This is a genomic window from Cupriavidus sp. 05N38 (genome assembly GCF_056397345.1).
Map to the genome: position 1 here is coordinate 47540 of NZ_JBFTNF010000013.1, position 23984 is coordinate 71523.

At 68.2% G+C, this 23984-nt stretch carries 19 protein-coding genes; 11 read left to right on the plus strand and 8 right to left on the minus strand.

The window, feature by feature from the left end:
* Positions 1–36: 36 nt before the first annotated feature.
* Entirely contained in the window at positions 37–1380 is a 1344-nt protein-coding gene (locus tag AC1DK4_RS12635; RefSeq protein ID WP_441650083.1) for an ArgE/DapE family deacylase, read from the minus strand.
* 176 nt (positions 1381–1556) lie between these two features.
* Between AC1DK4_RS12635 and pdxR the strand changes: the two genes are divergently transcribed.
* The 3 genes from pdxR (at position 1557) to AC1DK4_RS12650 (ending at position 5799) form a co-directional block, all read left to right on the plus strand.
* Positions 1557–3155, plus strand: a complete 1599-nt coding sequence (gene pdxR, locus AC1DK4_RS12640; RefSeq protein ID WP_441650082.1) for a MocR-like pyridoxine biosynthesis transcription factor PdxR — start codon at positions 1557–1559, stop codon at positions 3153–3155.
* Between the two features lie 403 nt (positions 3156–3558).
* Positions 3559–4272 (plus strand): alpha/beta hydrolase family protein, encoded by a 714-nt coding sequence (locus AC1DK4_RS12645; protein ID WP_441650081.1) that lies wholly within the window; start codon positions 3559–3561, stop codon positions 4270–4272.
* Between the two features lie 105 nt (positions 4273–4377).
* Positions 4378–5799, plus strand: a complete 1422-nt coding sequence (locus AC1DK4_RS12650) for an FAD-binding oxidoreductase (RefSeq protein ID WP_441650080.1) — start codon at positions 4378–4380, stop codon at positions 5797–5799.
* A gap of 33 nt (positions 5800–5832) precedes the next feature.
* Here the strand turns inward: AC1DK4_RS12650 and eutC are convergent, their stop codons facing one another.
* Positions 5833–6621 carry an ethanolamine ammonia-lyase subunit EutC gene (eutC, locus tag AC1DK4_RS12655; RefSeq protein ID WP_477131562.1) on the minus strand — a complete coding sequence of 263 codons (789 nt, stop codon included), beginning with the start codon at positions 6619–6621 and terminating at the stop codon, positions 5833–5835.
* A gap of 65 nt (positions 6622–6686) precedes the next feature.
* Positions 6687–8069 (minus strand): ethanolamine ammonia-lyase subunit EutB, encoded by a 1383-nt coding sequence (locus AC1DK4_RS12660; RefSeq protein ID WP_441650306.1) that lies wholly within the window; start codon positions 8067–8069, stop codon positions 6687–6689.
* Positions 8070–8598: 529 nt separating this feature from the next.
* On the opposite strand from AC1DK4_RS12660, the gene AC1DK4_RS12665 reads away from it, so the two are divergent.
* Positions 8599–9636 carry an AI-2E family transporter gene (locus AC1DK4_RS12665; protein WP_441650307.1) on the plus strand — a complete coding sequence of 346 codons (1038 nt, stop codon included), beginning with the start codon at positions 8599–8601 and terminating at the stop codon, positions 9634–9636.
* A gap of 50 nt (positions 9637–9686) precedes the next feature.
* On the opposite strand, the gene AC1DK4_RS12670 is transcribed toward AC1DK4_RS12665, so the two are convergent.
* Positions 9687–10379, minus strand: coding sequence for a FadR/GntR family transcriptional regulator (locus AC1DK4_RS12670; RefSeq protein ID WP_441650308.1), 693 nt, complete (start codon positions 10377–10379; stop codon positions 9687–9689).
* A gap of 167 nt (positions 10380–10546) precedes the next feature.
* Here AC1DK4_RS12670 and AC1DK4_RS12675 point away from each other — a divergent pair, with 167 nt between their 5' ends.
* From AC1DK4_RS12675 to AC1DK4_RS12690, 4 genes are all read left to right on the plus strand, one after another.
* Positions 10547–11341 (plus strand): (Fe-S)-binding protein, encoded by a 795-nt coding sequence (locus tag AC1DK4_RS12675; protein ID WP_441650309.1) that lies wholly within the window; start codon positions 10547–10549, stop codon positions 11339–11341.
* Positions 11338–12051, plus strand: a complete 714-nt coding sequence (locus tag AC1DK4_RS12680) for a LutC/YkgG family protein (RefSeq protein WP_441617214.1) — start codon at positions 11338–11340, stop codon at positions 12049–12051. Before AC1DK4_RS12675 ends, AC1DK4_RS12680 begins: the two co-directional genes overlap by 4 nt.
* Positions 12048–13538, plus strand: a complete 1491-nt coding sequence (locus tag AC1DK4_RS12685) for a LutB/LldF family L-lactate oxidation iron-sulfur protein (protein ID WP_441650310.1) — start codon at positions 12048–12050, stop codon at positions 13536–13538. Before AC1DK4_RS12680 ends, AC1DK4_RS12685 begins: the two co-directional genes overlap by 4 nt.
* 184 nt (positions 13539–13722) lie before the next feature.
* Positions 13723–15447: a lactate permease LctP family transporter gene (locus tag AC1DK4_RS12690; RefSeq protein WP_477131563.1), complete on the plus strand. Its 1725-nt coding sequence runs from the start codon at positions 13723–13725 to the stop codon at positions 15445–15447.
* 161 nt (positions 15448–15608) lie between these two features.
* Here the strand turns inward: AC1DK4_RS12690 and AC1DK4_RS12695 are convergent, their stop codons facing one another.
* The 4 genes from AC1DK4_RS12695 to AC1DK4_RS12710 form a co-directional block, all read right to left on the minus strand.
* The gene (locus AC1DK4_RS12695; RefSeq protein WP_441617208.1) at positions 15609–16760 is read right to left on the minus strand and encodes a CaiB/BaiF CoA transferase family protein; all 1152 of its coding nucleotides are present in this window, start codon (positions 16758–16760) and stop codon (positions 15609–15611) included.
* Between the two features lie 78 nt (positions 16761–16838).
* Positions 16839–17288 carry a PaaI family thioesterase gene (locus tag AC1DK4_RS12700; protein WP_441617206.1) on the minus strand — a complete coding sequence of 150 codons (450 nt, stop codon included), beginning with the start codon at positions 17286–17288 and terminating at the stop codon, positions 16839–16841.
* 219 nt (positions 17289–17507) lie between these two features.
* Positions 17508–18488, minus strand: coding sequence for a Bug family tripartite tricarboxylate transporter substrate binding protein (locus tag AC1DK4_RS12705; RefSeq protein WP_441617204.1), 981 nt, complete (start codon positions 18486–18488; stop codon positions 17508–17510).
* Positions 18489–18709: 221 nt separating this feature from the next.
* Positions 18710–20536, minus strand: coding sequence for an acyl-CoA dehydrogenase family protein (locus AC1DK4_RS12710; RefSeq protein WP_477131564.1), 1827 nt, complete (start codon positions 20534–20536; stop codon positions 18710–18712).
* Between the two features lie 294 nt (positions 20537–20830).
* Here AC1DK4_RS12710 and AC1DK4_RS12715 point away from each other — a divergent pair, with 294 nt between their 5' ends.
* From AC1DK4_RS12715 to AC1DK4_RS12725, 3 genes are all read left to right on the plus strand, one after another.
* On the plus strand, positions 20831–21706 hold the full coding sequence (locus AC1DK4_RS12715; protein ID WP_441617200.1) for a LysR family transcriptional regulator: 876 nt from the start codon (positions 20831–20833) through the stop codon (positions 21704–21706).
* A gap of 206 nt (positions 21707–21912) precedes the next feature.
* Positions 21913–23196 (plus strand): tyrosine-type recombinase/integrase, encoded by a 1284-nt coding sequence (locus tag AC1DK4_RS12720; RefSeq protein ID WP_477115649.1) that lies wholly within the window; start codon positions 21913–21915, stop codon positions 23194–23196.
* On the plus strand, positions 23193–23780 hold the full coding sequence (locus AC1DK4_RS12725; RefSeq protein ID WP_477115648.1) for a helix-turn-helix domain-containing protein: 588 nt from the start codon (positions 23193–23195) through the stop codon (positions 23778–23780). The genes AC1DK4_RS12720 and AC1DK4_RS12725 overlap by 4 nt, the downstream gene beginning before the upstream one ends.
* Positions 23781–23984 lie beyond the last annotated feature (204 nt).

Consider the following 23984-nt stretch of genomic DNA (forward strand, 5'->3'; position numbering starts at 1 on the left):
CGCGCAACGACGCCAGGATCTCTTTGAAGCGACCTCTCAGGCAGGTTCGATGCCGCACCAGTCGTGCATGAACTGCGCGAGCGTGGTGGCCACGCGCACCATGCTCTCGATGGAAACCGACTCGTCGATGCCGTGGATATTTCGGGCCTGCGGGCCGTAGCAGGTCACCGGCGTCTCCAGCATCAGGCGGAAATGGCGTGCGTCCGTGGTGGCGGTAGTGGCCTCGCGCCGCACCGCCTCGCCGTTGACCTTGCGGTGCGCTTCGGCCAGCGCCTGCATGCTGGGCACGTCGAGGTCGAACTCGCAGCCCGGGGCATGAAAGCCTTCGTAGCGGATATGGAGCTGCAGGTTGCCGGCCAGGCGCGCCAGCGTGCCGCGCACGCAGGCTTCCACGCGCGCCTTGGCGTCGGCCACGTCCATGCTCGGGTAGAAGCCGATGCGCACGCCCAGCGTGCAGGTGCAGGGCACCGACGAATTCCATTCGCCGCCGTGGATCTGGCCGAGGTTGAAGTTGATCGGGTGCGCGTGGTCGCGGTACACGGCCGGGCGGTTTTCGGGCAGGTTCCACTCGGCCTCGAGCTTGCGCAGGTCCGCCATCACTTCGATGCCGGCCTCGACCGGGTTCACGCCGCTGGTCATGTAGGCGGCATGCGCGGGGTGGCCTGTCAGCTCCACGAACATCCAGAACACGCCCATCTGCGCGCTCATCAGGTTTTCGCCCAGCGGCTCGGGAATCACCACCGCGTCGAAGGCGGCCAGCTTGCCCGCGCCCACCGCGCTGCGCAGGGCCGCGACCGTGGCCAGCGCGCCGTTGCCGGTGTTTTCCTCTTCCAGCACGGAGTTGAAGCCGACCGCGCCGGCCGGCTGCACGCCGAGGTCCTTGAGCGCCTTGAACGCGGCCAGCGTGCAGATGATGCCGGCCTTCATGTCGCCCGCGCCGCGGCCGAACAGCCAGCCGTCCTCGACGAACGGCGCGAACGGCGACTGGCGCCACATCGATTCGGGGCCGGTCGGCACCACGTCGAGGTGGCCGTTGAACAGCACCGAGCGCCCGCCCTTCGCGACCGGCCGGTGCGTGGCGAGCAGGTTGTAGCGGCCGCCGTCCGGGCAACATGGCGGAGAGAACAGCGGCAGGTCCTTGAGCGCTTCGCTGCGCAGGTAGATGCGCTCGGACCCCAGGCCGAGTTCGCGCAGCGCGCCTTCCATGAAGGCCACGGCCGGCTGTTCCTGCCCCGACGGGCTCGGCGCGGCCACGAAGTCCGACAGCGTGCGCACCATGTACGGCTCGAGCGCGCGCACGGCGGCAGCGATATCGTCGGTGGTCAGCGCGGGAAGATCGGGCGTGGCGGACATCGCGGCACTGCCGGCGGTACGTTGCATGGTGGCTCCACTGACTGGTCCGGGGTGCGCAAGGGGGCGCGTCCGGAGGGGGATCGAATCAGCCGAATCGGCAAGACGTCGCTGGAAAAACGACGAACCCAACAAGATGTGTGGAAAGTTAGCCGATCATTGGTACCATAGGTAGGTCCATATATCGCTTTTTAGCCGGGGCCACTTTGAAAGAGACGATTCTGTCCGAGCTGCTGCTGCAGCGTATGGAGCGGCCCGCAAATGGTGCGGATGACAAGAACGGCACGCACATGAACCGCCAGCTGTACGAGATCATTCGCCAGGAAATCCTTGCTGGCTCGCTGGTTGCGGGCAGCAAGCTGCCGGCGTCGCGGCTCCTGTCGAAGGAAGTCGGCGTCTCTCGCAACACGGTGCTGTACGCCTATGAACAGCTGCTGGCCGAAGGCTATGTCACGGCATCGAGCGGAAGTGGCACCTTTGTGTCACAGAGTTTTCCCGACCATAGTGCATTGCACAACGGCAGGGCGCGAAATGGCACCATCGCCGTGCCCGCACCGCAGCAAAACCCGAACCGTTTCGCCTTGTCGCGCCGCGGCCAGCACCTGGTGTCGCATTCCGGTGCATCGGACCGGCAATGGGGCGCGTTTGTCGCGGGCGTGCCCGATGTCTCGTTGTTTCCGCACGCGGTCTGGGCACGCCTGCTCAACAAGCACTGGCGCGCGCCGAAGCCGGAACTGCTGACCTACGCGCACAACGGTGGCTATATGCCGCTGCGCCGCGTGCTGGCCGAGCACCTGCGGCTGGTGCGCTCGGTGCGCTGCGAGCCCGAGCAGATCATCCTGACCACCGGGATCCACCAGGCCATCGACCTGATCGCGCGGCTGCTCGGCGATCCCGGCGACAAGGCGTGGATGGAGGATCCCGGCTACTGGGGCACGCGCAGCCTGCTCACCAGCGCCGGCATCGAGACCATCCCGGTGCCGGTGGACAGCGAGGGCATCGCCCCGGACGCGGCCACGCTGCAGAACCCGCCGCGCTTCATCTTCGCCACGCCGTCGCACCAGTATCCGCTAGGCATGGTGATGAGCCTGTCGCGCCGGCGCATGCTGCTCGAATACGCGCGCCAGCGCGGCGCGTGGATCGTGGAGGACGACTACGACAGCGAGTTCCGTTTCGAGGGCCGGCCGCTGGCTTCGCTGCAGGGCCTGGACGAGCACGACCGCGTGATCTACATGGGCACGTTCTCCAAGACGCTGTTCCCGGGGCTGCGCATGGGCTTCATGGTGCTGCCCAAGCCGCTGGCGCCGCATTTCGCCACCGGGCTGTCGGAACTGTTCCGCGAGGGCCAGCTGATGCAGCAGGCGGTGCTGGCCGACTTCATCGAGGAAGGCCACTACGCCACCCACATCCGCCGCGTGCGCCAGCGCTACGCGCAGCGCCAGGGCCTGCTGCGCGAGGCGATCGCCGCGCGGCTCGGCGCGGACTGGCCCACCTCCACGCACGAGGCCGGCCTGCACCTGGTGGTCCACCTGCCGCCCGGCGCCGACGATCTCGGCATCAGCATGGCGGCGCGCACGCAGGGCCTGACCACGCGGCCGCTGTCGCGCTACTTCGCCGATCCCGCGCGAGCGACCAGCCAGGGCCTGCTGCTGGGCTATGCCTGCGTGCCGGACGACCAGATCGCACCGGCCTTCCACAAGCTCGCCGAAGTGATCGAGCCCGCGCTGGAACACCTGGCGCGCACCCGGTCGCCACGGCGCGCGCCGGCCGCGGCCATCAATCGCGAGGCGTGGAGCGGCGCGTAAGCGCGCGCTGCCTGCGCCGACCGCGCGGCCATGCCGCGCAATGCAATCCATAGCAATCCATAGCAATCCATATCCGGAGAGGCCGGCATGAACGCCAAGGAAGACTACGCCCTGTTCGACGCGGGCACCGTGCGGCTGCAATCGGGCCGGGACTTTCCCGGCATGCGACTGGCCTACAAGACCTACGGCACGCTCAACGCCCGCAAGGACAACGTGATCGTCTACCCGACCTCGTTCAGCGCGCAGCACTACGATACCGAGTGGCTGGCCGCGCCGGGCGGCGTGCTCGACACCGATCGCTACTTCGTCATCATCCCCAACCTGTTCGGCAACGGCTTGTCGTCGTCGCCGTCGAACTCGCCGCAGTTCGCGCCGGGCACGTTCCCCGCAGTCACTTATCACGATGCCGTGGCCGTGCAGCGCACGGCTGCTGCAGGAAGTGTTCGGCATCGAGCGCATCGCGCTGGTGTACGGCTGGTCGATGGGCGGCATGCAGGCCTACCACTGGGGCGCCTGCCACGCCGACATGGCCGGGCGCATCGCGGTGGTGTGCGGCAGCGCGCGCTGCTCGCCGTTCAACCAGGTCTTCCTCGAAGGCGTGCGCGCCGCGCTTACGGCCGACCCCGCCTTCCGCGACGGGCACTTCGCCGCGCCGCCTCGCGCGGGCTACCGCGCCATGGGCCGCGTGTACGCGGGATGGGCCCTGTCGCACGCGTTCTACCGCGACGAACTGTGGCGCGCGGCAGGCTTCGAATCGCTCGAGGCGTTCCTCGCCGGCACCTGGGACAGCAACTTCGCGCGCCGCGACGCCAACGACCTGCTTGCCCAGCTGTGGACATGGCAGCACGGCGACATCAGCCGCTGCGACGCCTTCGGCGGCGACCTGGACCGCTCGCTGGCCGCCATCCGCGCCGACGTGCTGCTCATGCCCGGCCGCACCGATGCGTACTTCCAGGCGCAGGACAACGCGGCGGAATTGCCCCGGCTCACCGGCGCGCGCACGGCCGCGCTGCGCCCGATCCCGTCCGACTACGGGCATCGTGCCGGCAACCCGCACAATATCCCGGCGGACCGAGCCTTCCTGCGCGAAACGATCGCCGCCTTCCTGGCGGCGTAGGCCGCGAACCACGCCATGGCGCCATCGTCACGGCGCCGAATGGCCCTTAACGCCAGGGCCGCCTTCGCCTAGCATGGGCACCTTCCTCCTCCGCACGCACCGCATATGGCAAGCACCGCTCCCAACGCCTCTTCCTTGCTGGCCGAACTCGCCACGCGGCTCGACGCCGCGGGCCTGCAGACCGGCGACGCCATCGAGACGCGCTTTCGCAAGGACTGGTACGCACCGCTCGGCGCGGTCGCCCCGCTGGCCGTGGTCCGCCCGCGCAACAGCGCCGAAGTGTCCGCCGTGCTCGCGCTGTGCAACCGCATGCGCCAGCCCGTGGTGCCGCAGGGCGGCCTCACCGGCCTGGCCGGCGCGGCCACGCCGGCAGGCGGCGAAGTCGTGCTGTCGCTCGAGCGCATGCGCGGCGTGGAAGAGATCGACACCCAGGCCGGCACCATGACCGTGATGGCCGGCACCACGCTGCAGGCGGCGCAGGAGGCCGCGCGCGCGGCCGGCTGGCTGCTGGCGGTGGACCTGGGGGCGCGCGGCAGCTGCCAGATCGGCGGCAATATCGCCACCAACGCGGGCGGCAACCGCGTGATCCGCTACGGCATGATGCGCGACCAGGTACTGGGGCTGGAAGCCGTGCTGGCCGACGGCACCGTGGTGTCTTCGCTCAACAAGATGCAGAAGAACAATGCCGGCTACGACGTGCGCCAGCTCTTCATTGGCAGCGAAGGCACGCTGGGCGTGATCACGCGCGCCGTGCTGCGCCTGGCCCCGCTGCCGGCCGCCACGCAGACCGCGCTGTGCGCGCTGTCCGGCTACGACGACGTGGTGCGCATGCTGCGCCATGCCCAGCGCAAGCTCTCGGGCCGCCTCAGCGCGTTCGAAGTGATGTGGGCCGATTTCTACGGCCTAGTCACCACGCGCGTGCCCGGCGTGCGCGCGCCGCTGCCGGCGGGCCATCCCTTCTACGTGCTGCTCGACCTGCAAGGCAACGACGCCGCGCAGGACGCGCCCGCCTTCGAAGGCATGCTGGAATCCGCGATGGAAGCCGGCCTGATCCAGGACGCGGCGGTGGCATCCAGCCACAAGGAAGCGCAGAGCTTCTGGCAACTGCGCGACGCGGTGGCCGAATTCCCGGTGATGTGGGCGCCCAACGCCGCCTTCGACGTCAGCCTGCCGATCGGCGGCATCGGCGCCTTCGCCGATGCGCTGCGCGTGCGCGTGCTGGCCACCTGGCCCGATGCCGAGCTGGTCAACTTCGGCCATGTAGGCGACAGCAACCTGCACGTCAGCGTGCATTTGCCCGGCGCCACCGACGCGGACTTCCCTGAACACGAGATCTCCGATGCGGTATACGGCGTGGTGCAGGCGTTCCAGGGCAGCATCTCGGCCGAGCACGGCATCGGCTTGCACAAGAAGCCCTACCTGCATTGCTCGCGCTCGCCCGAGGAGCTGGCGCTGATGCGCCTGCTCAAGCGCTCGCTGGACCCGAACCATATCCTTAGTCCGGGGCGGGTGTTCGATCCGGGTTGAGTGCGTCGCGGCTGCGGCGGCATGTGCGCCGCTTCATTCGGATGTCGGCAAGGCAGCCGATTCCGGTCCCGTCACGAACGCCGCGCCGCTGTCGTCCTTCAGGTCCACCCCGCTGCGCCCCAGCGCCAGCGCGCCGCGCAGCAGGAAGGCGAGCTTGTCCGCCGCCTGCGCATAGGGCAGCCCTTCGGGCCGCACGTTGGAGATGCAGTTGCGCTCGGCGTCGCTGCGGCCCGTGCGCGGGTCGTAGGTCAGGTAGATACCGAGGCTGTCCGGCGAGCTGAGCCCGGGCCGCTCGCCGATCAGCATCACCACCTGGCGCGCGCCGAGCAGCTGGCCGGCCTCGTCGCCCAGCGCCACGCGCGCCTGCTCGGCCACCACCACGGGGCCGATGCGCCAGCCGGGCAGGCGCTCGCGCGCGGCCAGCAGCAGCGGCACGCCGTGGCGCCCGGCCGCCAGCGCGGAGAGGCCATCGGCGATCACGAAGACCACGTCGGGCACCTCGGCGGGGCGCGCCTGCGCCAGCCGTGCGCGGCTTTCGTCGTCGAGCTGGCGGCCGAGGTCGGGCCGGCGCAGATAGTGCTGGCGGTCCGCGGCGGCGCTGTGCGCGGGCACGCTGGCCAAGCCGGCCTGGTGCAGCGCGCGCTCGATGTCGGCGCGCGCCAGCGGCAGGTGCACGGCGTCGCGCGCCTGGGCATGAGCCAGGCCAAAGGCGAGCACGGTGTCGGTGGTCTGGCTGTTGCCGGCGCGGCCCAGCGCGATGCGCGCGGCGGTGAACTGGCGCAGGCGCTGCCACGGATTGGGCTGGGTCAGTTTGCGGCTCATGGCTGGATCATGGCTGGATCATGGCTGACAGATGGCTGGCTTGTGAGGGGCTTGAGGGACCGCGCTCACAGGGCGTGCGCGAGCTGCAGCAGCGGCTGGCGCTCGGCCAGCTCCAGCAGGCGGCCGTCCTCGCCGAGGATGCCCATGCGCTGCAGCCAGTCCTCGAACTCGGGCGCGGGCCGCAGGCCCAGCGTGTCGCGCAGGTAGAGCGCGTCGTGGAAGGAGGTGCTCTGGTAGTTCAGCATGATGTCGTCGGCGCCGGGCACGCCCATGATGAAGTTGATGCCGGCCACGCCGAACAGCGTCAGCAACGTGTCCATGTCGTCCTGGTCGGCCTCGGCGTGGTTGGTGTAGCAGACATCGCACCCCATCGGCACGCCGAGCAGCTTGCCGCAGAAGTGGTCCTCCAGCCCGGCGCGGATGATCTGCTTGCCATCGTAGAGATACTCGGGGCCGATAAAGCCCACCACGGTATTGACCAGCAGCGGCGAGAACGCGCGCGCCACCGCGTAGGCGCGCGCTTCCATGGTCTGCTGGTCCACGCCGTGGTGCGCGTTGGCGGAGAGCGCGCTGCCCTGGCCGGTCTCGAAGTACATCACGTTGTTGCCCACGGTGCCGCGCGCCAGGCTTTGCGCGGCGTCGTGCGCTTCGGCCAGCAACGCCAGGCTGACGCCGAAGCCGGCATTGGCGCGCTCGCTGCCCGCCACCGACTGGAACACCAGGTCCACCGGCGCGCCCTGCTCGATGGCGCGCACGGTGTTGGTGACGTGGGTCAGCACGCACGATTGCGTGGGCACGTCATAGCGGCAGCGCAGGTCGTCGACCAGGCGCAGCAGGGTGACGATGGCGCCGAGGTTGTCGGTGGCCGGGTTGATGCCGATGGTGGCGTCGCCGCAGCCGTACAGCAGGCCGTCGATCATCGAGGCGGCGATGCCCTTGGGGTCGTCGGTGGGATGGTTGGGCTGCAGCCGCACGGAGAGCCGGCCGGGCAGGCCGATGGTGTTGCGAAAGCGCGTGACCACGCGACACTTGCGCGCCACCGCCACCAGGTCCTGGTTGCGCATGAGCTTGCTCACCGCCGCGGCCATCTCGGGCGTGATGCCCGGCGCCACGCGCGCGAGGGTGGCGGCATCGGTCTGGTGCAGCAGCAGCCAGTTGCGCAGGTCGCCCACGGTCAGCCCGGCGATCTCGCGGAAGGCGGCGCGGTCATGGCGGTCGACGATCAGGCGCGTGACTTCGTCCTCCTCGTAGGGGACCAGGGCTTCCTGCAGGAACCGCGTCAGCGGCAACTCGGCCAGCGCCATGCGCGCGGCCATGCGTTCTTCCTCGCTGGCGGCGGCCAGGCCGGCCAGGTAGTCGCCCGAGCGCGCCGGACTGGCCTTGGCAAGCAAGGTCTTGAGATCGCCGAACAGGTAGCGGCGCGAAGCGACGGTGTGGGTGTAGGCCATGATCGGGTCTCAGTCGGTTGCCGGCGTGGCAGGGGCGCTGCCGGCCAGGTCGCCATGCGCCAGCTGGAACCGCACGCGCCGCTGGCAATGCGCATAGCCCACGATATCAAGTCCCATGAGCACAATATATACGCCTGTCGCGGCAAGCTTGGGGTCGAGCCCCGGGAACTGCACATTGCGACGGGCGCCGATGGAATGGACCTCGCAACGCCCAAGATTGGCCCAGGATTGACCCAAGATTGACGCAGGATTGCCTGGCGTACCCAAATCTTCGTCATGAGCGCCACCTCCGGCACCCTGCCGCCAGCCACGTCGACGAACACGCCGCCAACTGTCGCGCCGGAACCCGGCCTGCGACCGGCTCTCGCCCGCCGGCCCTGCCGATCCGCATCGGAAGCGGACCAGTTTGCCTCCCGCGCGCGAGCGCGCTTGCCTTGGCCGCCCGCCGGACCGACAATCGAGCGCCGTACCATCCACAGATGGCCGGCCGCCCGGATCGCGCGGCCCGGCCGTCCATGCAGGAGACTCGATGAACCAACCCGATCCGCCACGCCTGCCCCGCCTGCCTGAAGCAGCGTGGCTGAACGTTGGCACGGTCGCCTATGTCCTGAGCGCCCTGGCGCTCTGGATGGTGATGCAGGCCAACCTGGTCGCGGCGCTGCTCGCCGGGCTGTTGCTGTATTCGCTGGTGGACGTGCTGGCCCCCAGGCTGGTAGGCCTGCACCAGAAGCACGACGCGCTGGCGGTGGCGATCCTGTCCGCCGTCACGCTGCTTGGACTGACGCTCGGCGGATGGGCGCTGATACGCTTCGTCGGCGGCGACGCCAACCGGCTCGATACCTTGCTGATCCGCGCCGCCGACATCATCGACCAATCGCGTGCGCAGCTGCCGGGCTGGGTCAACGATGCCCTGCCGCGCGGCGTGGATGAACTGGCCAACACGCTGATTGCCTGGCTGCGCGAGCATGCACAGATGGCGCAGAAGTTCGGCGCGGAGGTGCTGCGCACGCTGGCGCATATCCTGATCGGCCTGGTGATCGGCGCCATGGTGGCGCTGTACCGCGCCATCGCCAAGCCAAACCGCCGGCCACTGGCCACCGCGCTGGTGGAGCGCGCGCGCAACCTGCAGCGGGCCTTCGCGCAGTTCATCTTTGCCCAGATACAGATCTCGCTGATCAACACCGTGCTCACCGCGGTCTACCTGCTGGTGGTGCTGCCGCTGTGTGGCGTGCACCTGCCGCTGACCAAGACGCTGGTGGCGCTGACCTTCCTGGTGGGGCTGCTGCCGGTGCTGGGCAACCTGATCTCGAACGCGGGCATCGTGGTGGCGTCGCTGTCGATCTCGCTGCCGATCGCGATCGCCTCGCTGGTCTACCTGGTGGTGATCCACAAGCTCGAGTACTTCCTCAATGCGCGCATCATCGGCGCGCGCATCAACGCCGCCGCATGGGAACTGCTGACCGTGATGCTGCTGATGGAATCGGTCTACGGTATCGCCGGCGTGGTCGCCGGGCCGATCTTCTATGCCTATCTCAAGCGGGAGCTGGCGGCCAAGGGGCTGATCTGAGGCGGGGGAGGTAGGACCAATCCGGGTGCCTGGCGCCCGGCGCCCCTCACTTAGTTCCCCTCCTGTTCGTCCATCCCGCCCTCCTGCTCCACCCGGCTGCGCACGAAATCGATATGTGTCTGCATGGCCGTGCGCGCCTCTTCGGGGCGCCGCGCGAGGATGGCCTCGCACAGCGTGCGGTGCTGCAGCAGCAGTAGCGCCGAGGCGTCCTCGGCCTGGACGCGCAGGCCGGTGCCGTTGATGGTGATGTGCTCGCGCAGCATGCCGATCACGCTGGTGTGCAGGTGCAGGAACATGGTGTTGTGCGAGGCCTGGGCAATGGCCTCGTGCAGCTTGGCGTCGGCTTCGGCCTCGGCGGTCTTGTCGTCCTGCTCGCGCGAGGTTTCGAGCGCGCGCAGCAGGCCGCGGATGCGCTTGAGGTCACCGCTGTCGGCGCGCATCGCGGCGAAATACGCGGTGGCCCCTTCCAGCACGCGGCGGAACTCCAGGATATCGTCGCGCAGCACCGGGTGGTCCGCCACCAGCTGGCGCCACGGCGAGGCAATGCCCGCGCGCAGCTGCTCGGTGACGAACACGCCTGCGCCCTGCCGGCTCTGCAGCAGCCCGCGCGCGGCCAGCCGCTGGATCGCCTCGCGGATGGTATTGCGGGCCACGCCATATTGCTCCGCCAGCGCCCGTTCGGCCGGCAGCCTCGTGCCGGCCGGCCAGGTGCCGTCGAGCAGCGCCGTTTCCAGTTTGCGCATCACCTGTTCCACGCGCCCGCGTGTCTGCATGCCCCCAGCCATTGCCCGCTCCGTCGCCATCCCCGCCTGGCTGGTCCAACCAATTTGAACTGCCGAGCGTCTCGCGGAATTATGCGCCAAACACCGGCGGACCTGACAGCCAGGTATCCGTCCCCACGGAGCGAGACATGAATCCAAGGCGCTACCCCCCTGCCCCGGCGCAGGCCTACCTGTTCGCCACCTGCCTGGTCGACCTGTTCGTGCCGCAAGCCGGCCTGGACGCGGTGCGGCTGCTCGAGCGCGAAGGCCTGACCGTGCACTTCCCGCGCGGCCAGAGCTGCTGCGGCCAGCCGGCCTACAGCAGCGGCAACCCGGAGCAGGCGCGCAAGGTGGCGCTGGCGCAGCTCGACCTGTTCGCCCAGCCCTGGCCGGTGGTCGTGCCGTCGGGCTCGTGCGCGGGCATGATGCGCCACCACTGGCCCCAGCTGTTCGCCGACGACCCGGTGGCCGGGCCCAAGGCGCGCGAGCTGGCCGAGCGCGTCTACGAGCTGAGCGAGTTCCTGCTGCACGTGCTCAAGGTCAGCTTCGACACCGCCGCGCCCGCGCAAGCGGAGGAAACCGTGGTGCTGCATACCTCATGCGCGGCACGTCGAGAAATGGGTACGCGCCAGCATGGCGTGGCCCTGGTCGACGCCCTGCCCGGCGTCACGCGCGTCGAGCATGTGCGCGAATCCGAGTGCTGCGGCTTCGGTGGCACTTTCTCGCTCAAGCATCCCGATATCTCCGGCGCCATGGTGCAGGACAAGATCGCCTCGGCCTGCGCCACCGGTTGCGACCGCCTGGTTTCCGCCGACTGCGGCTGCCTGCTCAATATCGGCCACGCGGCGCGCCACCAGGGCGCGCCGCTGCCGGTAGAGCACCTGGCCAGTTTCTTGTGGCGGCGCACCGGCGGCAAGGCCGACGGCAACGGGGGACAAGCATGAGCGCGCTGACTTCACGCGAGCGCATGCTGGGCCGCCTGCGGGCAGCCGCGCCGGCTGCCCCTGCCGACGACGTCGCCACGCTGGACGCGCGCATCGATGCGCACTTCGACGACCGCCGCGCGGCGGCGCAGGCCACCGCCCGGGACCACGTGCAGGCCATGCAGGCGGCGCTGACCGCCTCCCACGCGCAGGTCTGGTGCGCCGGTAGCGAAGACTGGCCCGCGCAGCTCGCCGACAAGCTCGCCGCCGCCGGCGTGCGCCGGCTGCTGCTGGATCCCGCCGGCGCGCAAGGCGCGGCGCTGGCGCGCGCGCTGCCCGGCAGCGTGTCCACGCTGGCCTACGACCGCCCCATCGAAGCCTGGAAGGCGGAATTGTTCGATACCGTGGACGCGGGCTTTACCGTGGCGCGCTCCGGCATCGCCGCCACCGGCACGCTGATCCTGGCGCCGGACGCGCACACGCCGCGCACGGTCTCGCTGGTGCCGCCGCTGCATGTGGCGCTGGTGTACGCCGATACGCTGCACGCGGACCTGCACGCCGCCGCGCGCGCCGAGCGCTGGCGCGACGGCATGCCGACCAACCTGGTGCTGGTGTCCGGCCCGTCCAAGACCTCGGACATCCAGCAAACGCTGGCCTACGGCGCGCACGGCCCGCGCGAGCTGTGGGTGATCATCGTGACGCGCGGCGCTGCCAACGGAGCCACGCAATGAGCACGCCTGCCACGCCCACCTCGCCCACCCCGCGCAACGCCGCCAGCCCCCTGCATTTCGTGCCGGCGGCCGACTTCAAGGCGCGCACGCGCGCCGCGCTGGACGACCCCAAGCTGCGCAGCAGCTTCCGCGGCGCCATGGACTTCCTGCAGTCCAAGCGCGCCGTGCAGTTCCCCGACGGCGACGAACTCGAGCGCCTGCGCGACCTCGGCGAGGCGATCCGCCAGCACGCGCTGGCGCGCCTGCCGGACCTGCTGGTGCAGCTCGAAGACAAGCTCACCGCGGCCGGCGTGCAGGTGCACTGGGCCGAGACCGCGGAGCAGGCCAACGCCATCGTCCACGGCATCGCGCAGGCACACCGCGCGCGCCGCGTGATCAAGGGCAAGTCGATGGCCAGCGAGGAAATGGAGCTGAACCATTACCTGGCCGAGCGCGGCATCGACTGCATCGAGTCCGACATGGGCGAGTACATCGTGCAGCTGGCCGGCGAAAAGCCGTCGCATATCGTGATGCCGGCCATCCACAAGACGCGCGGCGACATCGCCGCGCTGTTCGAGCAGCATATTCCCGGCACGCCCTATACCGAAGACGTCGACGAACTGATCCAGACCGGACGGCGCGCGCTACGCCAGGAATTCGTCAATGCCGACATCGGCCTGTCCGGCGTGAACTTCGCCGCGGCCGACACCGGCACGCTGTGGCTGGTGGAAAACGAGGGCAACGGCCGCCTTTCCACCACCGTGCCGGACGTGCATATCGCCATCATGGGCATGGAAAAGGTGGTGGCCAGGCTCGAGCACATCGTGCCGCTGGCCAGCCTGCTGACGCGCTCGGCCACCGGCCAGGCCATCACCACCTACTTCAACCTGATCTCGGGCCCGCGCAACGAAAGCCGCGGCGAGCGCGACGGCCCGCGCGAGGTGCACCTGGTGCTGCTCGACAACGGCCGCAGCCAGGCCTATGCCGACGAGCAGCTGCGCGCCACGCTGCAATGCATCCGCTGCGGCGCGTGCATGAACCACTGCCCGGTGTACACGCGCATCGGCGGCCACGCCTACGGCACCACTTACCCGGGACCGATCGGCAAGATCATCTCGCCGCACTTGCTGGGGCTCGAGGCCACCGCGGACCTGGCCACCGCGTCGAGCCTGTGCGGCGCCTGCGGCGAGGTGTGCCCGGTGCGCATCCCGATCCCGCAGTTGCTGATCCGCCTGCGTACCGAGGCCAACCGCGACCCGCAAGAGCAAGTCGCGCATCCGCTGCGCGGCCAGGGCGCGAAGTTCAGCCGCAGCGAACACCTGGTGTGGCGTTTCTGGAGCGGCGCCTTCGCGCATCCGCTGACCTACCGCGTGTTCCGCTGGGCGGCGACGCGCCTGCGCGCCTTCGCACCCTCGCGCCAGCTCGGCTGGACCAGGCACCGCGCGCCGCTGACGCCGGCGCCGCGCAGCCTGTCCGACCTGCTGCGCGAGCGGGGGCAGGCGGAGTAATACGCGTCCGCCGATCGCGGGCGCGGTAGCCCCCCTTTCCCGCTGCGTGGAAAAGGGGAGCAAGCCACGGGCGACAAGGCAGTTCCCCCGGCACGCAAGACCACAAGAACGCAAGCACATAAGCACGCAAGAAGGCGCCCCCTTCCCAGTTCATTCAAACGCATCCATCGGAGGAGACCCGACCATGCAACCCTGGACCCAGATCTATACGCCGCTAGGCAGCTTGTGGCTGTCGGCGCTCGCGGCGGCGCTGCCCATCCTGTTCTTTTTCCTCGCGCTCGCGGTGCTGCGCATGAAGGGCCATATGGCCGCCGCCATCACGCTGGCGCTGGCGCTGGGCGTGGCCGTGTTCGCCTACGGCATGCCGGTGCCGCAGGCGCTGGCCTCGGCCGGCTTCGGCTTTGCCTACGGACTGTGGCCGATCGCGTGGATCATCGTGACCGCGGTGTTCCTCTACAAGATCGTGGTGAAGACCGGGCAGTTCGACATCATCCGCGCCTCCGTGCTGGCCATCACCGATGACCAGCGCCTGCAGATGCTGCTGATCGGCTTTGCCTTCGGCGCCTTCCTGGAAGGCGCGGCGGGCTTCGGCGCGCCGGTGGCGATCACCGCCGCGCTGCTGGTCGGGCTTGGCTTCAACCCGCTCTACGCGGCGGGCCTGTGCCTGATCGCCAATACCGCGCCGGTGGCCTTCGGCGCCATGGGCATCCCCATCATCGTAGCGGGCCAGGTGACCGGCATCGACGCCATGCACATCGGCGCCATGGCGGGCCGGCAGCTGCCGCTGCTGTCGCTGGCCGTGCCGTTCTGGCTGGTCTTCATCATGGACGGCAAGCGCGGCGTGAAGGAAACCTGGCCGGCGGCCCTGGTGACCGGCGCCAGCTTCTCGGTGACGCAGTACTTCACCTCCAACCACATCGGGCCCGAACTGCCGGACATCACCTCGGCACTGGTGAGCCTGGTCTCGCTGACGCTGTTCCTGAAGGTATGGCAGCCGCGCAGCGCCAGCCAGCGCGCCGCCGGCGCCGTGGCGGCAGGCGGCGGCACTGCCGCGCTGGCCCGCATGGGTGGCGGACTGGCCGCGGGCGGGGGCTTGCGCAAGAGCGCCGGCGACGAACGCCGCGCATCGCCCTACAGCACGGCGCAGACCATCCGCGCGTGGGCGCCGTTCGGCATCCTGACGGCCATCGTCACGGTGTGGAGCCTGCCGTCGTTCAAGGCGCTGTTCGCCGGCAACGGCGTACTGGCCGCAACGGTGCTGAAGTTCAAGGTACCCGCGCTGGACCAGCTGGTCATCAAGGCCGYGCCCATCGTGGCGCAGCCCAAGGCCTACGAGGCCGTGCTGAAGCTCGACCTGCTCTCCGCCGTGGGCACCGCCATCCTGCTGACCGCGCTGATCTCGGCAGTGCTGCTGCGCATGAAGCCGCGCGATGCGCTGGTCACCTTCGGCGAGACCGTGGCGGAATTGCGCCGCCCGATCCTGTCGATCGGGCTGGTGCTGGCCTTTGCCTTCGTCGCCAACTATTCGGGCATGTCGTCGACGCTGGCGTTGCTGCTGGCCGGCACCGGCGGCGCCTTCCCGTTCTTCTCGCCCTTCCTGGGCTGGCTGGGGGTGTTCCTGACCGGTTCGGATACCTCGTCCAACGCGCTGTTCTGCTCCTTGCAGAGCACCACCGCGCACCAGATCGGCGTGTCCGACACGCTGCTGGTGGCGGCCAACACCACGGGCGGCGTGACCGGCAAGATGATCTCGCCGCAATCGATCGCGGTGGCCTGCGCGGCGACCGGGCTGGTGGGCAAGGAGTCGGAGTTGTTCCGCTTCACGGTCAAGCACAGCCTGCTGTTCGCGGTGATCGTGGGGGTCATCACAATGCTGCAGGCTTATGTTTTGACGGGGATGGTGCCGTAGTTAATATATTTTAATTATTGATTTCAAAGTCAAATTCAAATTCTTTAAATCAAAGTCAAAGTCAAAGGCTTTGACTTTAATATTTCGACTTTGAAGTCAAGGCTTTAACCCTTCAAGGCCTTTGACCTTGAAGGTAATAAATCCCCAACTCCAAAAAAACCTTATTCCCCATCATTCGCCGCCACCAGCGGCAAAAACCGATCCCCTTCGGCCAGCGGCGCAAACCGATACGTCGCCGGCGTACGGCTAAGCTTCACGGGGGCGCCCAGCCCCTTGTAGCCACCCGGCATCTCCACCACCATCTCGCGGTGCGCGGTGTGCGGATGCTGCAGCGCATCCGCCACCGACAGCACCGGCGCGCACGGCACGCCGGCGGCCACCAGCGTATCGGCCAGGATCTTGCCGTCCAGCTTGCCCATGCGCGCTTCCAGCTCCACCTTCAGCACGGCGCGGTTGACCGAGCGTGCGCCCGCGGTGGCGAAGCGCTCATCGTCGGCATATCCGGCGATGCCGAGGTGCTCGCACAGGATGCGGAACTGGCGGTCGTTGCCCACGGCCAGGAAGATCGGGTCGGTGGCCGTGGCGACGGTGTCGTACGGATAGATGTTCGGGTGCGCGTTGCCGGTGCGTGCCGGTTCCTTGCCGTTCATGAACCAGTTGGCCGCATGCGGGTGCAGCAGCGACAAACCCGAGTCATACAGTGCCGCCTCGACAAACTGGCCGCGGCCGCTGCGCTCGCGCTCCTGCAGCGCCAGCAACACGCCGAGCGTGGCGTTGAGGCCGGTGACCATGTCCACCACCGGCAACCCCACCCGCAGCGGATCGCCGCCGGCTTCGCCGTTGATGCTCATGATGCCGGCCATGGCCTGGATGGCGGCGTCGTAGCCGGGCAGCCCGCCCAGCGGGCCGTCGGCGCCGAAGCCGGACACGCGGCAATGCACCAGGCGCGGGAAGCGCGCGGAGAGCGCATCGAAGCCCAGGCCCCATTTCTCCAGCGTGCCGGTCTTGAAGTTCTCCACCAGCACGTCGGCATCGGCCAGCAGGGCCAGCAGCACTTCGCGGTCGGCCTCGGTGGTGAGATCGAGCCGCATCACGCGCTTGTTGCGGTTCAGGCCGAAGTAGTACGAGGCCACGCCGTCCTTGAACGGGGGGCCCCAGGTGCGGGTGTCGTCGCCCTGGGGCGGCTCGATCTTGAGGACATCGGCACCGTGGTCGCCGAGGATCTGTCCGCAGAACGGACCGCCCAGGATGCGCGAGAGGTCGACCACGCGGATGCCGGCGAGTGCGCCGGGCGATGCAGGGAGTTGGCTCATGAGGGGGCTCCGTTCGTTGCGGGAGTGATCTTGGGGATTGGCCTCGCCGGCGCGGCGAGGCTGCGCTCGGCTATCCGGTTACCTGGCGGGCACGCGCTCCACCAGCTTGAAGGTGCCGGTGGCCAGCGCCAGCAGCTCGCCCTTCTCGTCGCGGATCTCGCCGCGCGCGAAGCACATGGCGCGTCCGCGCCGTTCGCACCAGGCGATGCCGGTCAGCTCGCCGCGGCCAGGCGCGGTGAAGTGCACGGTCAGGTCGATGGTGACCACGCCGAAGCTGCGCGGGTCGTGGCCGCGCGCGGCGCAGGACAGCGCGCAGTCGAGCAGCGTGGCGATGGCGCCGCCGTGGACTTCGCCGCGGCTGTTGGTGTGGTCGGGATGGTAGGCCATGCTCACGCGCGCCTCGCGCGCGTCGATCTGTACGCCGCGCAGGCCGAACACGCGCGCCATCGGCATGGTCAGGCCAAACAGCGTGCCGGGCGGCTCGCCGGCGAATTCGTTGACGTACGTGGCGGTGTCGAGATCGTTCATGGCGTTGCGAATACGAGAGGAAGGGAAGCGGGCCGCGCTGCAGAAGGCAGCGCGCGGTGGAGGTCGATACTACCGCCGATTAGCCCTTCCTTGACCGGGTGGCACGCGGTGCCGCCGTAATGCTGCGCGATGATCGGCCATCGGCAGCATCGCGGGGCGGATGCGCGGCCTGGCCGGGCGCTTGCCTGGCACAAGAAGCCGCGCCGCGCGCCGCATGCGTCAGTCGAGCTGCGCGCCCGATTTCTGCACCACGGCGCGCCACTTGGTGACCTCCGCCTTGACGAAGCCGCCCAGCTGCTCGGGCGTGGTCGACGGCGCGAACTCCAGGCCTTGCGCCTGCAAGGTCTTGCGCACCTCGGGCTGCTTGAGCGCATCGGCGAAGGCCTGATTGAGCCTGGCGATGACTGCGGGCGGCGTGCCGGCCGGCGCCACCACGCCGAAGAACACCGAGACGTCGAAGCCGGGCACGCCCTGCTCGGCCACGGTGGGCACGTCGGGCAAGGCCTGCGAGCGGCCCTTGGTGGTCACGCCGAGCACGCGCACCTTGCCGCCCTTGATGAAGGGCAGCGCGGTCAGCACATCGGTGAAGGTCATGCTGACCTGGCCGCCGAGCAGGTCGTTGAGCGCGGGACCGGTGCCCTTGTACGGGATATGGCGGAAATCGGTGCCGGCCAGGTTGTTGAACAGCACGCCCGCCAGGTGCGAGGACGCGCCGTTGCCGGAGGACGCATAGGTCAGCTGGCCCGGGTGCGCCTTGCCGTAGGCGATCAGCTCGCCGACGGTCTTGGCGGGCACGGAGGGGCTCACCACCAGCACATTGGGCAGTTGCCCGATCTGGATCACCGGCGCGAAGCTCTTGACCGGGTCGTAGTTGATCTTGCGATAGAGGCTGACATTGATGGCCAGCGGGGCGGAGGTGCCGAACATCAGCGTGTAGCCGTCCGGCTCGGCGCGCGCCACCGCTTCGGCGCCGATATTGCCGCCGGCGCCGGCGCGGTTCTCCACCACCACGGTCTGGCCGAGGCTGGTCTTGAGCGCGGCCGCCAGCGTGCGCGCCATCACGTCGGTGGGACCGCCGGGCGGGTAGGTCACGATCATCATGATCGGCTTGGAGGGATAGTCTTTCTGCGCCAGGGCGGGGGCGATGCCCACGCAGAGGGTGCACGCGGCGACAGCGGCAAGGCGTTGCCAGAGGGTCATGGTGGTCTCCTGATGTCGATCATCTTCCACCGGGCAAGCGGCGCCCTGGCGGAATGCGCGGCGCCGGCTGGCGGTGCCGCGAGGGCTTGTCGGTACTGCGGTTCGTTTGCCGGGCGAAGGCGGCATGCGACTGCCTGCCCCCTCCCCCGGCCCCGCGCCCGCGAGCGGGAGAGCGGGAGTGGGGTAAAGCAACAATGCCTTCGTGCGGTCCGCTCCCGCGGTCAGAACAGGTTGACCTGGTCTACCGCGCCGGCGGCTCGCACGGCGCCATCGGCCGGCGGCGCCACGGTATCGGCCAGCCAGTCCGGCTCGGCATCGCCGGCCAGCGGGTCCTGCGGCAGCACGCGGTGCACCAGCACCAGCTGCGCCAGGCGCATGCGCCGCTCGGAGCCGATGCGGCCGGCCTCCCATGCCATCGCGACCGCGCTGGTCACGTGGTAAAGGCCGGAGGCGGCCTGGCGCGCCAGTACGTCGCCGTCGGCGCCGGCATCGGCGGCACGCGCGGCCAGCGCCGTGGCGCGGGCGATCGCGGCGGTGAAGGCGGCCCGCGCGGCGGGATGCAGCGGGGTGTCGCGCAGCAGCCCTTCCAGGTGGGCCTGCAGCACCGGCAGCGCGCCCTCGCGGCGGATCGCGCGCAGTACGTCCAGCGCGACGATATTGCTGGTGCCTTCCCAGATCGAGCCGAGGTGCGCGTCGCGCACCAGGCGCGGGTCGCTCCATTCTTCGATATAGCCGCAACCGCCGCGGATCTCCATGGCGTCGCCGGTGACCTTGCGCGCGTCGCGGCAGGCGCGGAACTTGATCAGCGGCGTGAGCACGCGCATCAGCGGGTAGGCATCGGCCTCGCCAGCGTCGGCGCGGCGCAGGGCCTCGGCGGTCTGGAACACCATGGTGCGGGCCTGCTCGGTGGGCAGCKCGAGCTTGAGCAGCTGGCGGCGCATCAGCGGCATGTCGGCCAGGCGCTTGCCGAAGGCGCGGCGCTCGCGGGCGATGAACTGGCCTTCGGACAGCGCGCGGCGCATCAGGCCGGCGGCGCGCACGCCGTTGGACAGGCGCGAGTTGTTGATCATGTCGGCCATCTGCACGAAGCCGCGGCCGAGCTCGCCCACCAGGTAGGCATGCGCGCCTTCCAGGCGGATCTCGCCGCTGGCCATGGAGCGCGTGCCCAGCTTGTCCTTCAGGCGGATGATGCGGTAGTGGTTGGTGCTGCCATCGGCCAGCGTGCGCGGCAGCAAGAACAGCGACACGCCCTTGATGCCGGGCGCTGCCTGGCCGTTCTCGTCTTCCACGCGTGCCAGCACCATCGCCAGCGCGGCGTCCGGATTGGAGCAGAACCACTTGTCGCCCGACAGGCGCCAGCCGCCCTCGGCGAGCGCGTCGCGCACGGCGCGCGTAGTGGTGGCGGCCACGTCGGAGCCGGCGCCCTGCTCGGTCATGAACATGGCGCCCTGGTACAGGTCCTCGAAGACCTGGGTGGTCAGGTTGGGCAGGTAGCGCTCGACCACGGCCGGGTCGCCGAACTTGCGCAGCGTGCGCGTGAGCGAATCGGTCATCGACAGCGGGCAGCACAGGCCGAACTCGGCCTGCACGAACAGGTAGGTCAGCGCGTACTTGGCCGCGGCCGGCATCGGCTTGTCCCAGCCGAGCACGCCGCCGCGGTGGGAGGCCGCCGCCAGGCCGAACTCGGAGAACGCCACGCGCTCCAGCTCCACGTAGGCCGGGTGCTTGTCGATGGTTTGCGCATCCAGCCCGGTGCGGGTGCGGTGCGAGAGGGTGGGCTTGTTGTGGTCGGCGGTGTGGGCCAGCGTATCCAGCACGCCGCCGGCCATGCCGCCCAGGCGCTCCAGATGGGGCAGCAGGTGGGCGAACAGGTCGGCCGGCAGGTACAGCGGCAGCAGCGCGCGCAGGTCCGGGTCGCTGGTGAACAGGTTCACGCCCTGCTGGTCGGGCACGGGGTGGGCCGGGGTGGCGGCCGGCGGGTTGTCCGTGGCGGAGGAAGCGGAGGAAGCGGAGGAAGCGGCGGGGTGGCGCGCAGCGCTGGTCTGCATGAGGTATCTCCTGTGTTTGCCGGCACGCGCCGGCGGCGCCGGGCCGCGTGGGCAGCGGGCGGCTGGGCGGTGATGCGGTGATGCGGTGTCTGGTGCTTGCTGTCTCTTGGTGCTTGTATTTGTGCTTTTCAAGGCCCTTCATGGCCTTGCGGGGCGGAGCGCCCTGGCTTCGCGCTTCCCGCCGCGATCCGCGGCGCGCTGGTGCGGGACGGATTGCATGTCTCCATTATTCAAAGTGCAGCGATTCGTGTCTAATTCTAAAATTGGCTTGGTCCATATATTTTTTATATCGCCATGGAATTCCGTCACCTGCGCTACTTCCTCGTGCTCGCCGAAGAACTGCACTTTGGCCGCGCCGCCCGCCGCCTGTCGATCTCGCAGCCGCCGCTGTCGCTCAATATCCAGCAGCTGGAGGCCTCGATCGGCGCGCGCCTGTTCGAGCGCGACAGCCGCGGCGTGCGCCTGACGGCGGCCGGCCGCGCCTTTCGCGAATCGGCCGGCGCGCTGCTGGCCCAGGCCGAGGACGCCCGCCAGCAGGCGCGCGAGATCGAAGCCGGCGCCATCGGCCGCTTGCGCATCGGCTTCGTCGGCTCGATGCTGTACCGCGGCCTGCCGCAGCGCCTGCGGGAGTTCCAGGCCAGCTATCCCGGCATCCAGGTGACGCTGACCGAACTCAACTCACAGGAGCAGATCGAGGCCCTGCTGCACGACCGGCTCGACGCCGGCTTTATCCACACCAGCCGCGTGCCCGACGAACTGGCCACGGCGCTGGTCCACAGCGAACCGTTCCTGTGCTGCGTGCCGTCGGACCATCCGCTGGCCGGGCAGGCCAGCGTGGCACTGGGCGCGCTGCGGGGCGAGCCGTTCGTGCTGTTCTCGCGCAATGCCTCGCCTGACTACTACAACCGCATCTTCGAGATGTGCGCGGCGCAGGGCTTTTATCCCCAGATCCGGCACGAGGTGCGTCACTGGCTGTCAGTGGTGTCGCTGGTGTCGCAAGGCACGGGCGTGGCCCTGGTGCCGGCCGCGCTGCAGCGCTCGGCAATGGCGGGCGCGGTATTCCTGCCGCTGGCGCAGGCCGCGGTGCCGTCGGAGGTGTTCTGCGTCTGGAAGGGGGCGGTGGAGGATCCGGCCAGGGAACGGTTCCTTGCGTTGGTGCGCACGGGCTGAACCGTGCCGCGCCGGCGGCCAGTCACCCAAACCAGCGGCCGAAAAGAAAAATGCCACCTGCTTTACCGGCAAGTAGTATCGACGTAGATTGACGTAGATTGACGTAGCATTCTGTGTAAATTCAATGGCTTGCAGAGGCATCACATCGACCTAGAGTAGATCGAAGTGGCTTTATATACTCTAATTTTGCTTACACAGGTGCTTACATGGCACGAATCAACTTCACGGCATCGCGCATCGCCGCCTATGAGTGCGAGGCTGGCAAGACTCAATCTTTCTTGTGGGACGAAGGCTGCCGCTGGCTTGCACTGCGTGCCACTCGCAACGGGGCCAAGGCATACATATTCCAAGCCAAGCTGCACGGCAAAGACATTCGCGTAACTATCGGCTCGCCCGATGCATGGAAGATTCCAGACGCACGAGCCAGAGCCAATGAACTCAAGGTGATGGTTGACAAGGGCATAGACCCGCGCATCGTAGCCGCCGAAACGAAGCAACAAGCCAAGGCCGAAGCCGACGAGAAAGCCGCCCTAAAGCTGCTCGCCCGGGAAGCCTGGAACGCCTACCTTGCAGCGCCTCACCCCAAGTGGGGAGAGATTCACCGCAAGGCACACGCAGAGGCTGCCCAAGAAGGCGGGGAAGTTCTCAAGAGTAGGAAAGCGTTGTCACGCCCCGGCCCCTTGGCACCGCTCCTGTGCCTGCCGCTACATGACATCACAGCCGACGTTGTAGCCGACTGGCTGCGACAAGAATCAGCCACACGATCCACAGCAGCACAGAACGGATTCCGCAAGTTCCGAGCCTTCGTGAACTGGTGCGCTAAACAGCCCCAGTACCGGAACGCCATACAGCCTGATTGCTGCCAAGCCGACAACGTGAAAGACGTAGTGCCACCAGCACGCGCCAGAAAGAACGATTCGCTACAGAAGGATCAATTGGCTTTGTGGTTCGCTCATGTCCGACAGGCTAGCCCCGTCATGAGCGCCTTCCTTCAGGCGCTTCTCCTGACAGGTGCACGCCGTAACGAGATGGTGTTATTGAAATGGTCGGACGTGGATTTCCAGTGGAAGACCATGAGGCTATACGACACGGAAGACGCCAGCGGAGAGCGCACGATCCCGCTCACGCCCTACCTAGCTACGCTACTGGAGGCACTGCCCCCCAAAGACGATTACGTGTTTGCCAGTCCGTACAGCAAGGGTGGGCCACTCGTGAACCCCACTATCCCCCATAACCTCGCCCTACAGGCGGCAGGTCTTCCACACATTACACTGCACGGTTTGCGCCGCTCGTTTGCCACGCTCAGCGAATGGCTGGACACGATCCCTGTCGGCGTAGTGGCACAGATCATGGGACACAAGCCCAGCGCAGTAGCGGAGAAGCACTACAAGCAACGCTCCATCGACCTCTTGCGCATGCACCATGCCAAGATTGAAGCGTGGATGCTTGAACAGGCAGGAATTAAGTTTGCACAGGATGCAGCAGCATGAAGCAGTTTCAGATTGAATTCTTGCGAGACTTCGCAACTGACCACCTGCCCCGCGCACAGGCCGACAGAGAGCAAGTCAGACGCTTTGGCGGCGACGCTGCCGACCTGAACAATAGGCTAGCCGTTACAGCCACGATGGTGCGAAGCAAGGCAGGCACGACCGCTATTGAATTCGCAGCCGCTAATGTGCTTGAGTCAGTCACCTTGCTTTGTGCAGATCGCGTGGAGGTGCCGATATCAAAGCCACAGCGTGCCAGCGTCCTTAAGACGCTCGCCAGCAACGCTCAGGAATTGTGCATGCTGACAGGCACAGCCATACCTTGGCTTACATCGTTGCCCACAGCGCCAGAGGAAGAGGAAGAGGAAGAGCCAGCGCCAGCGCCAGCGACACAGAAGACCCGGCTTCTAGCCGGTAGGCTGTTGACGACAAAGGAAGCCGCTGAGGTGCTGGGGTATGCAGAGCAGACGCTCAGAAAGTGGGCTTCAGATGAATCGGGACCGATCCAGCCGATACGCAACATGGGGCGACATTTGCGGTGGTCGGGGGACGACATACTTGTATTGCAGTCTCGCAAGAAGCCGTAAAGGGCGCCACACCAACTAAATTGTAACCAAATATTACAAAGTGCTCATAAAGTCATTATTGTGAGCCTTTTTCTCGCTCGCACCCCTTGCATACCTATTGCAATTTTGCTAGGGACGTGATACAATATGCATATATTCGAGGTAAAGATTTCCCCGATACAATCTTATGTCAACACAGCCCGCATGTCAACCGGAACACACCAT

Coding starts and splice junctions, on each gene's coding strand:
- AC1DK4_RS12635 (WP_441650083.1), bottom strand. CDS start 1,380: ATGCAACGTACCGCCGGCAGTGCCGCGATGTCCGCCACGCCCGATCTT.
- AC1DK4_RS12645 (WP_441650081.1), top strand. CDS start 3,559: ATGCCGTGGCCGTGCAGCGCACGGCTGCTGCAGGAAGTGTTCGGCATC.
- AC1DK4_RS12650 (WP_441650080.1), top strand. CDS start 4,378: ATGGCAAGCACCGCTCCCAACGCCTCTTCCTTGCTGGCCGAACTCGCC.
- eutC (WP_477131562.1), bottom strand. CDS start 6,621: ATGAGCCGCAAACTGACCCAGCCCAATCCGTGGCAGCGCCTGCGCCAG.
- AC1DK4_RS12660 (WP_441650306.1), bottom strand. CDS start 8,069: ATGGCCTACACCCACACCGTCGCTTCGCGCCGCTACCTGTTCGGCGAT.
- AC1DK4_RS12665 (WP_441650307.1), top strand. CDS start 8,599: ATGAACCAACCCGATCCGCCACGCCTGCCCCGCCTGCCTGAAGCAGCG.
- AC1DK4_RS12670 (WP_441650308.1), bottom strand. CDS start 10,379: ATGCGCAAACTGGAAACGGCGCTGCTCGACGGCACCTGGCCGGCCGGC.
- AC1DK4_RS12675 (WP_441650309.1), top strand. CDS start 10,547: ATGAATCCAAGGCGCTACCCCCCTGCCCCGGCGCAGGCCTACCTGTTC.
- AC1DK4_RS12680 (WP_441617214.1), top strand. CDS start 11,338: ATGAGCGCGCTGACTTCACGCGAGCGCATGCTGGGCCGCCTGCGGGCA.
- AC1DK4_RS12685 (WP_441650310.1), top strand. CDS start 12,048: ATGAGCACGCCTGCCACGCCCACCTCGCCCACCCCGCGCAACGCCGCC.
- AC1DK4_RS12695 (WP_441617208.1), bottom strand. CDS start 16,760: ATGAGCCAACTCCCTGCATCGCCCGGCGCACTCGCCGGCATCCGCGTG.
- AC1DK4_RS12700 (WP_441617206.1), bottom strand. CDS start 17,288: ATGAACGATCTCGACACCGCCACGTACGTCAACGAATTCGCCGGCGAG.
- AC1DK4_RS12705 (WP_441617204.1), bottom strand. CDS start 18,488: ATGACCCTCTGGCAACGCCTTGCCGCTGTCGCCGCGTGCACCCTCTGC.
- AC1DK4_RS12715 (WP_441617200.1), top strand. CDS start 20,831: ATGGAATTCCGTCACCTGCGCTACTTCCTCGTGCTCGCCGAAGAACTG.
- AC1DK4_RS12720 (WP_477115649.1), top strand. CDS start 21,913: ATGGCACGAATCAACTTCACGGCATCGCGCATCGCCGCCTATGAGTGC.
- AC1DK4_RS12725 (WP_477115648.1), top strand. CDS start 23,193: ATGAAGCAGTTTCAGATTGAATTCTTGCGAGACTTCGCAACTGACCAC.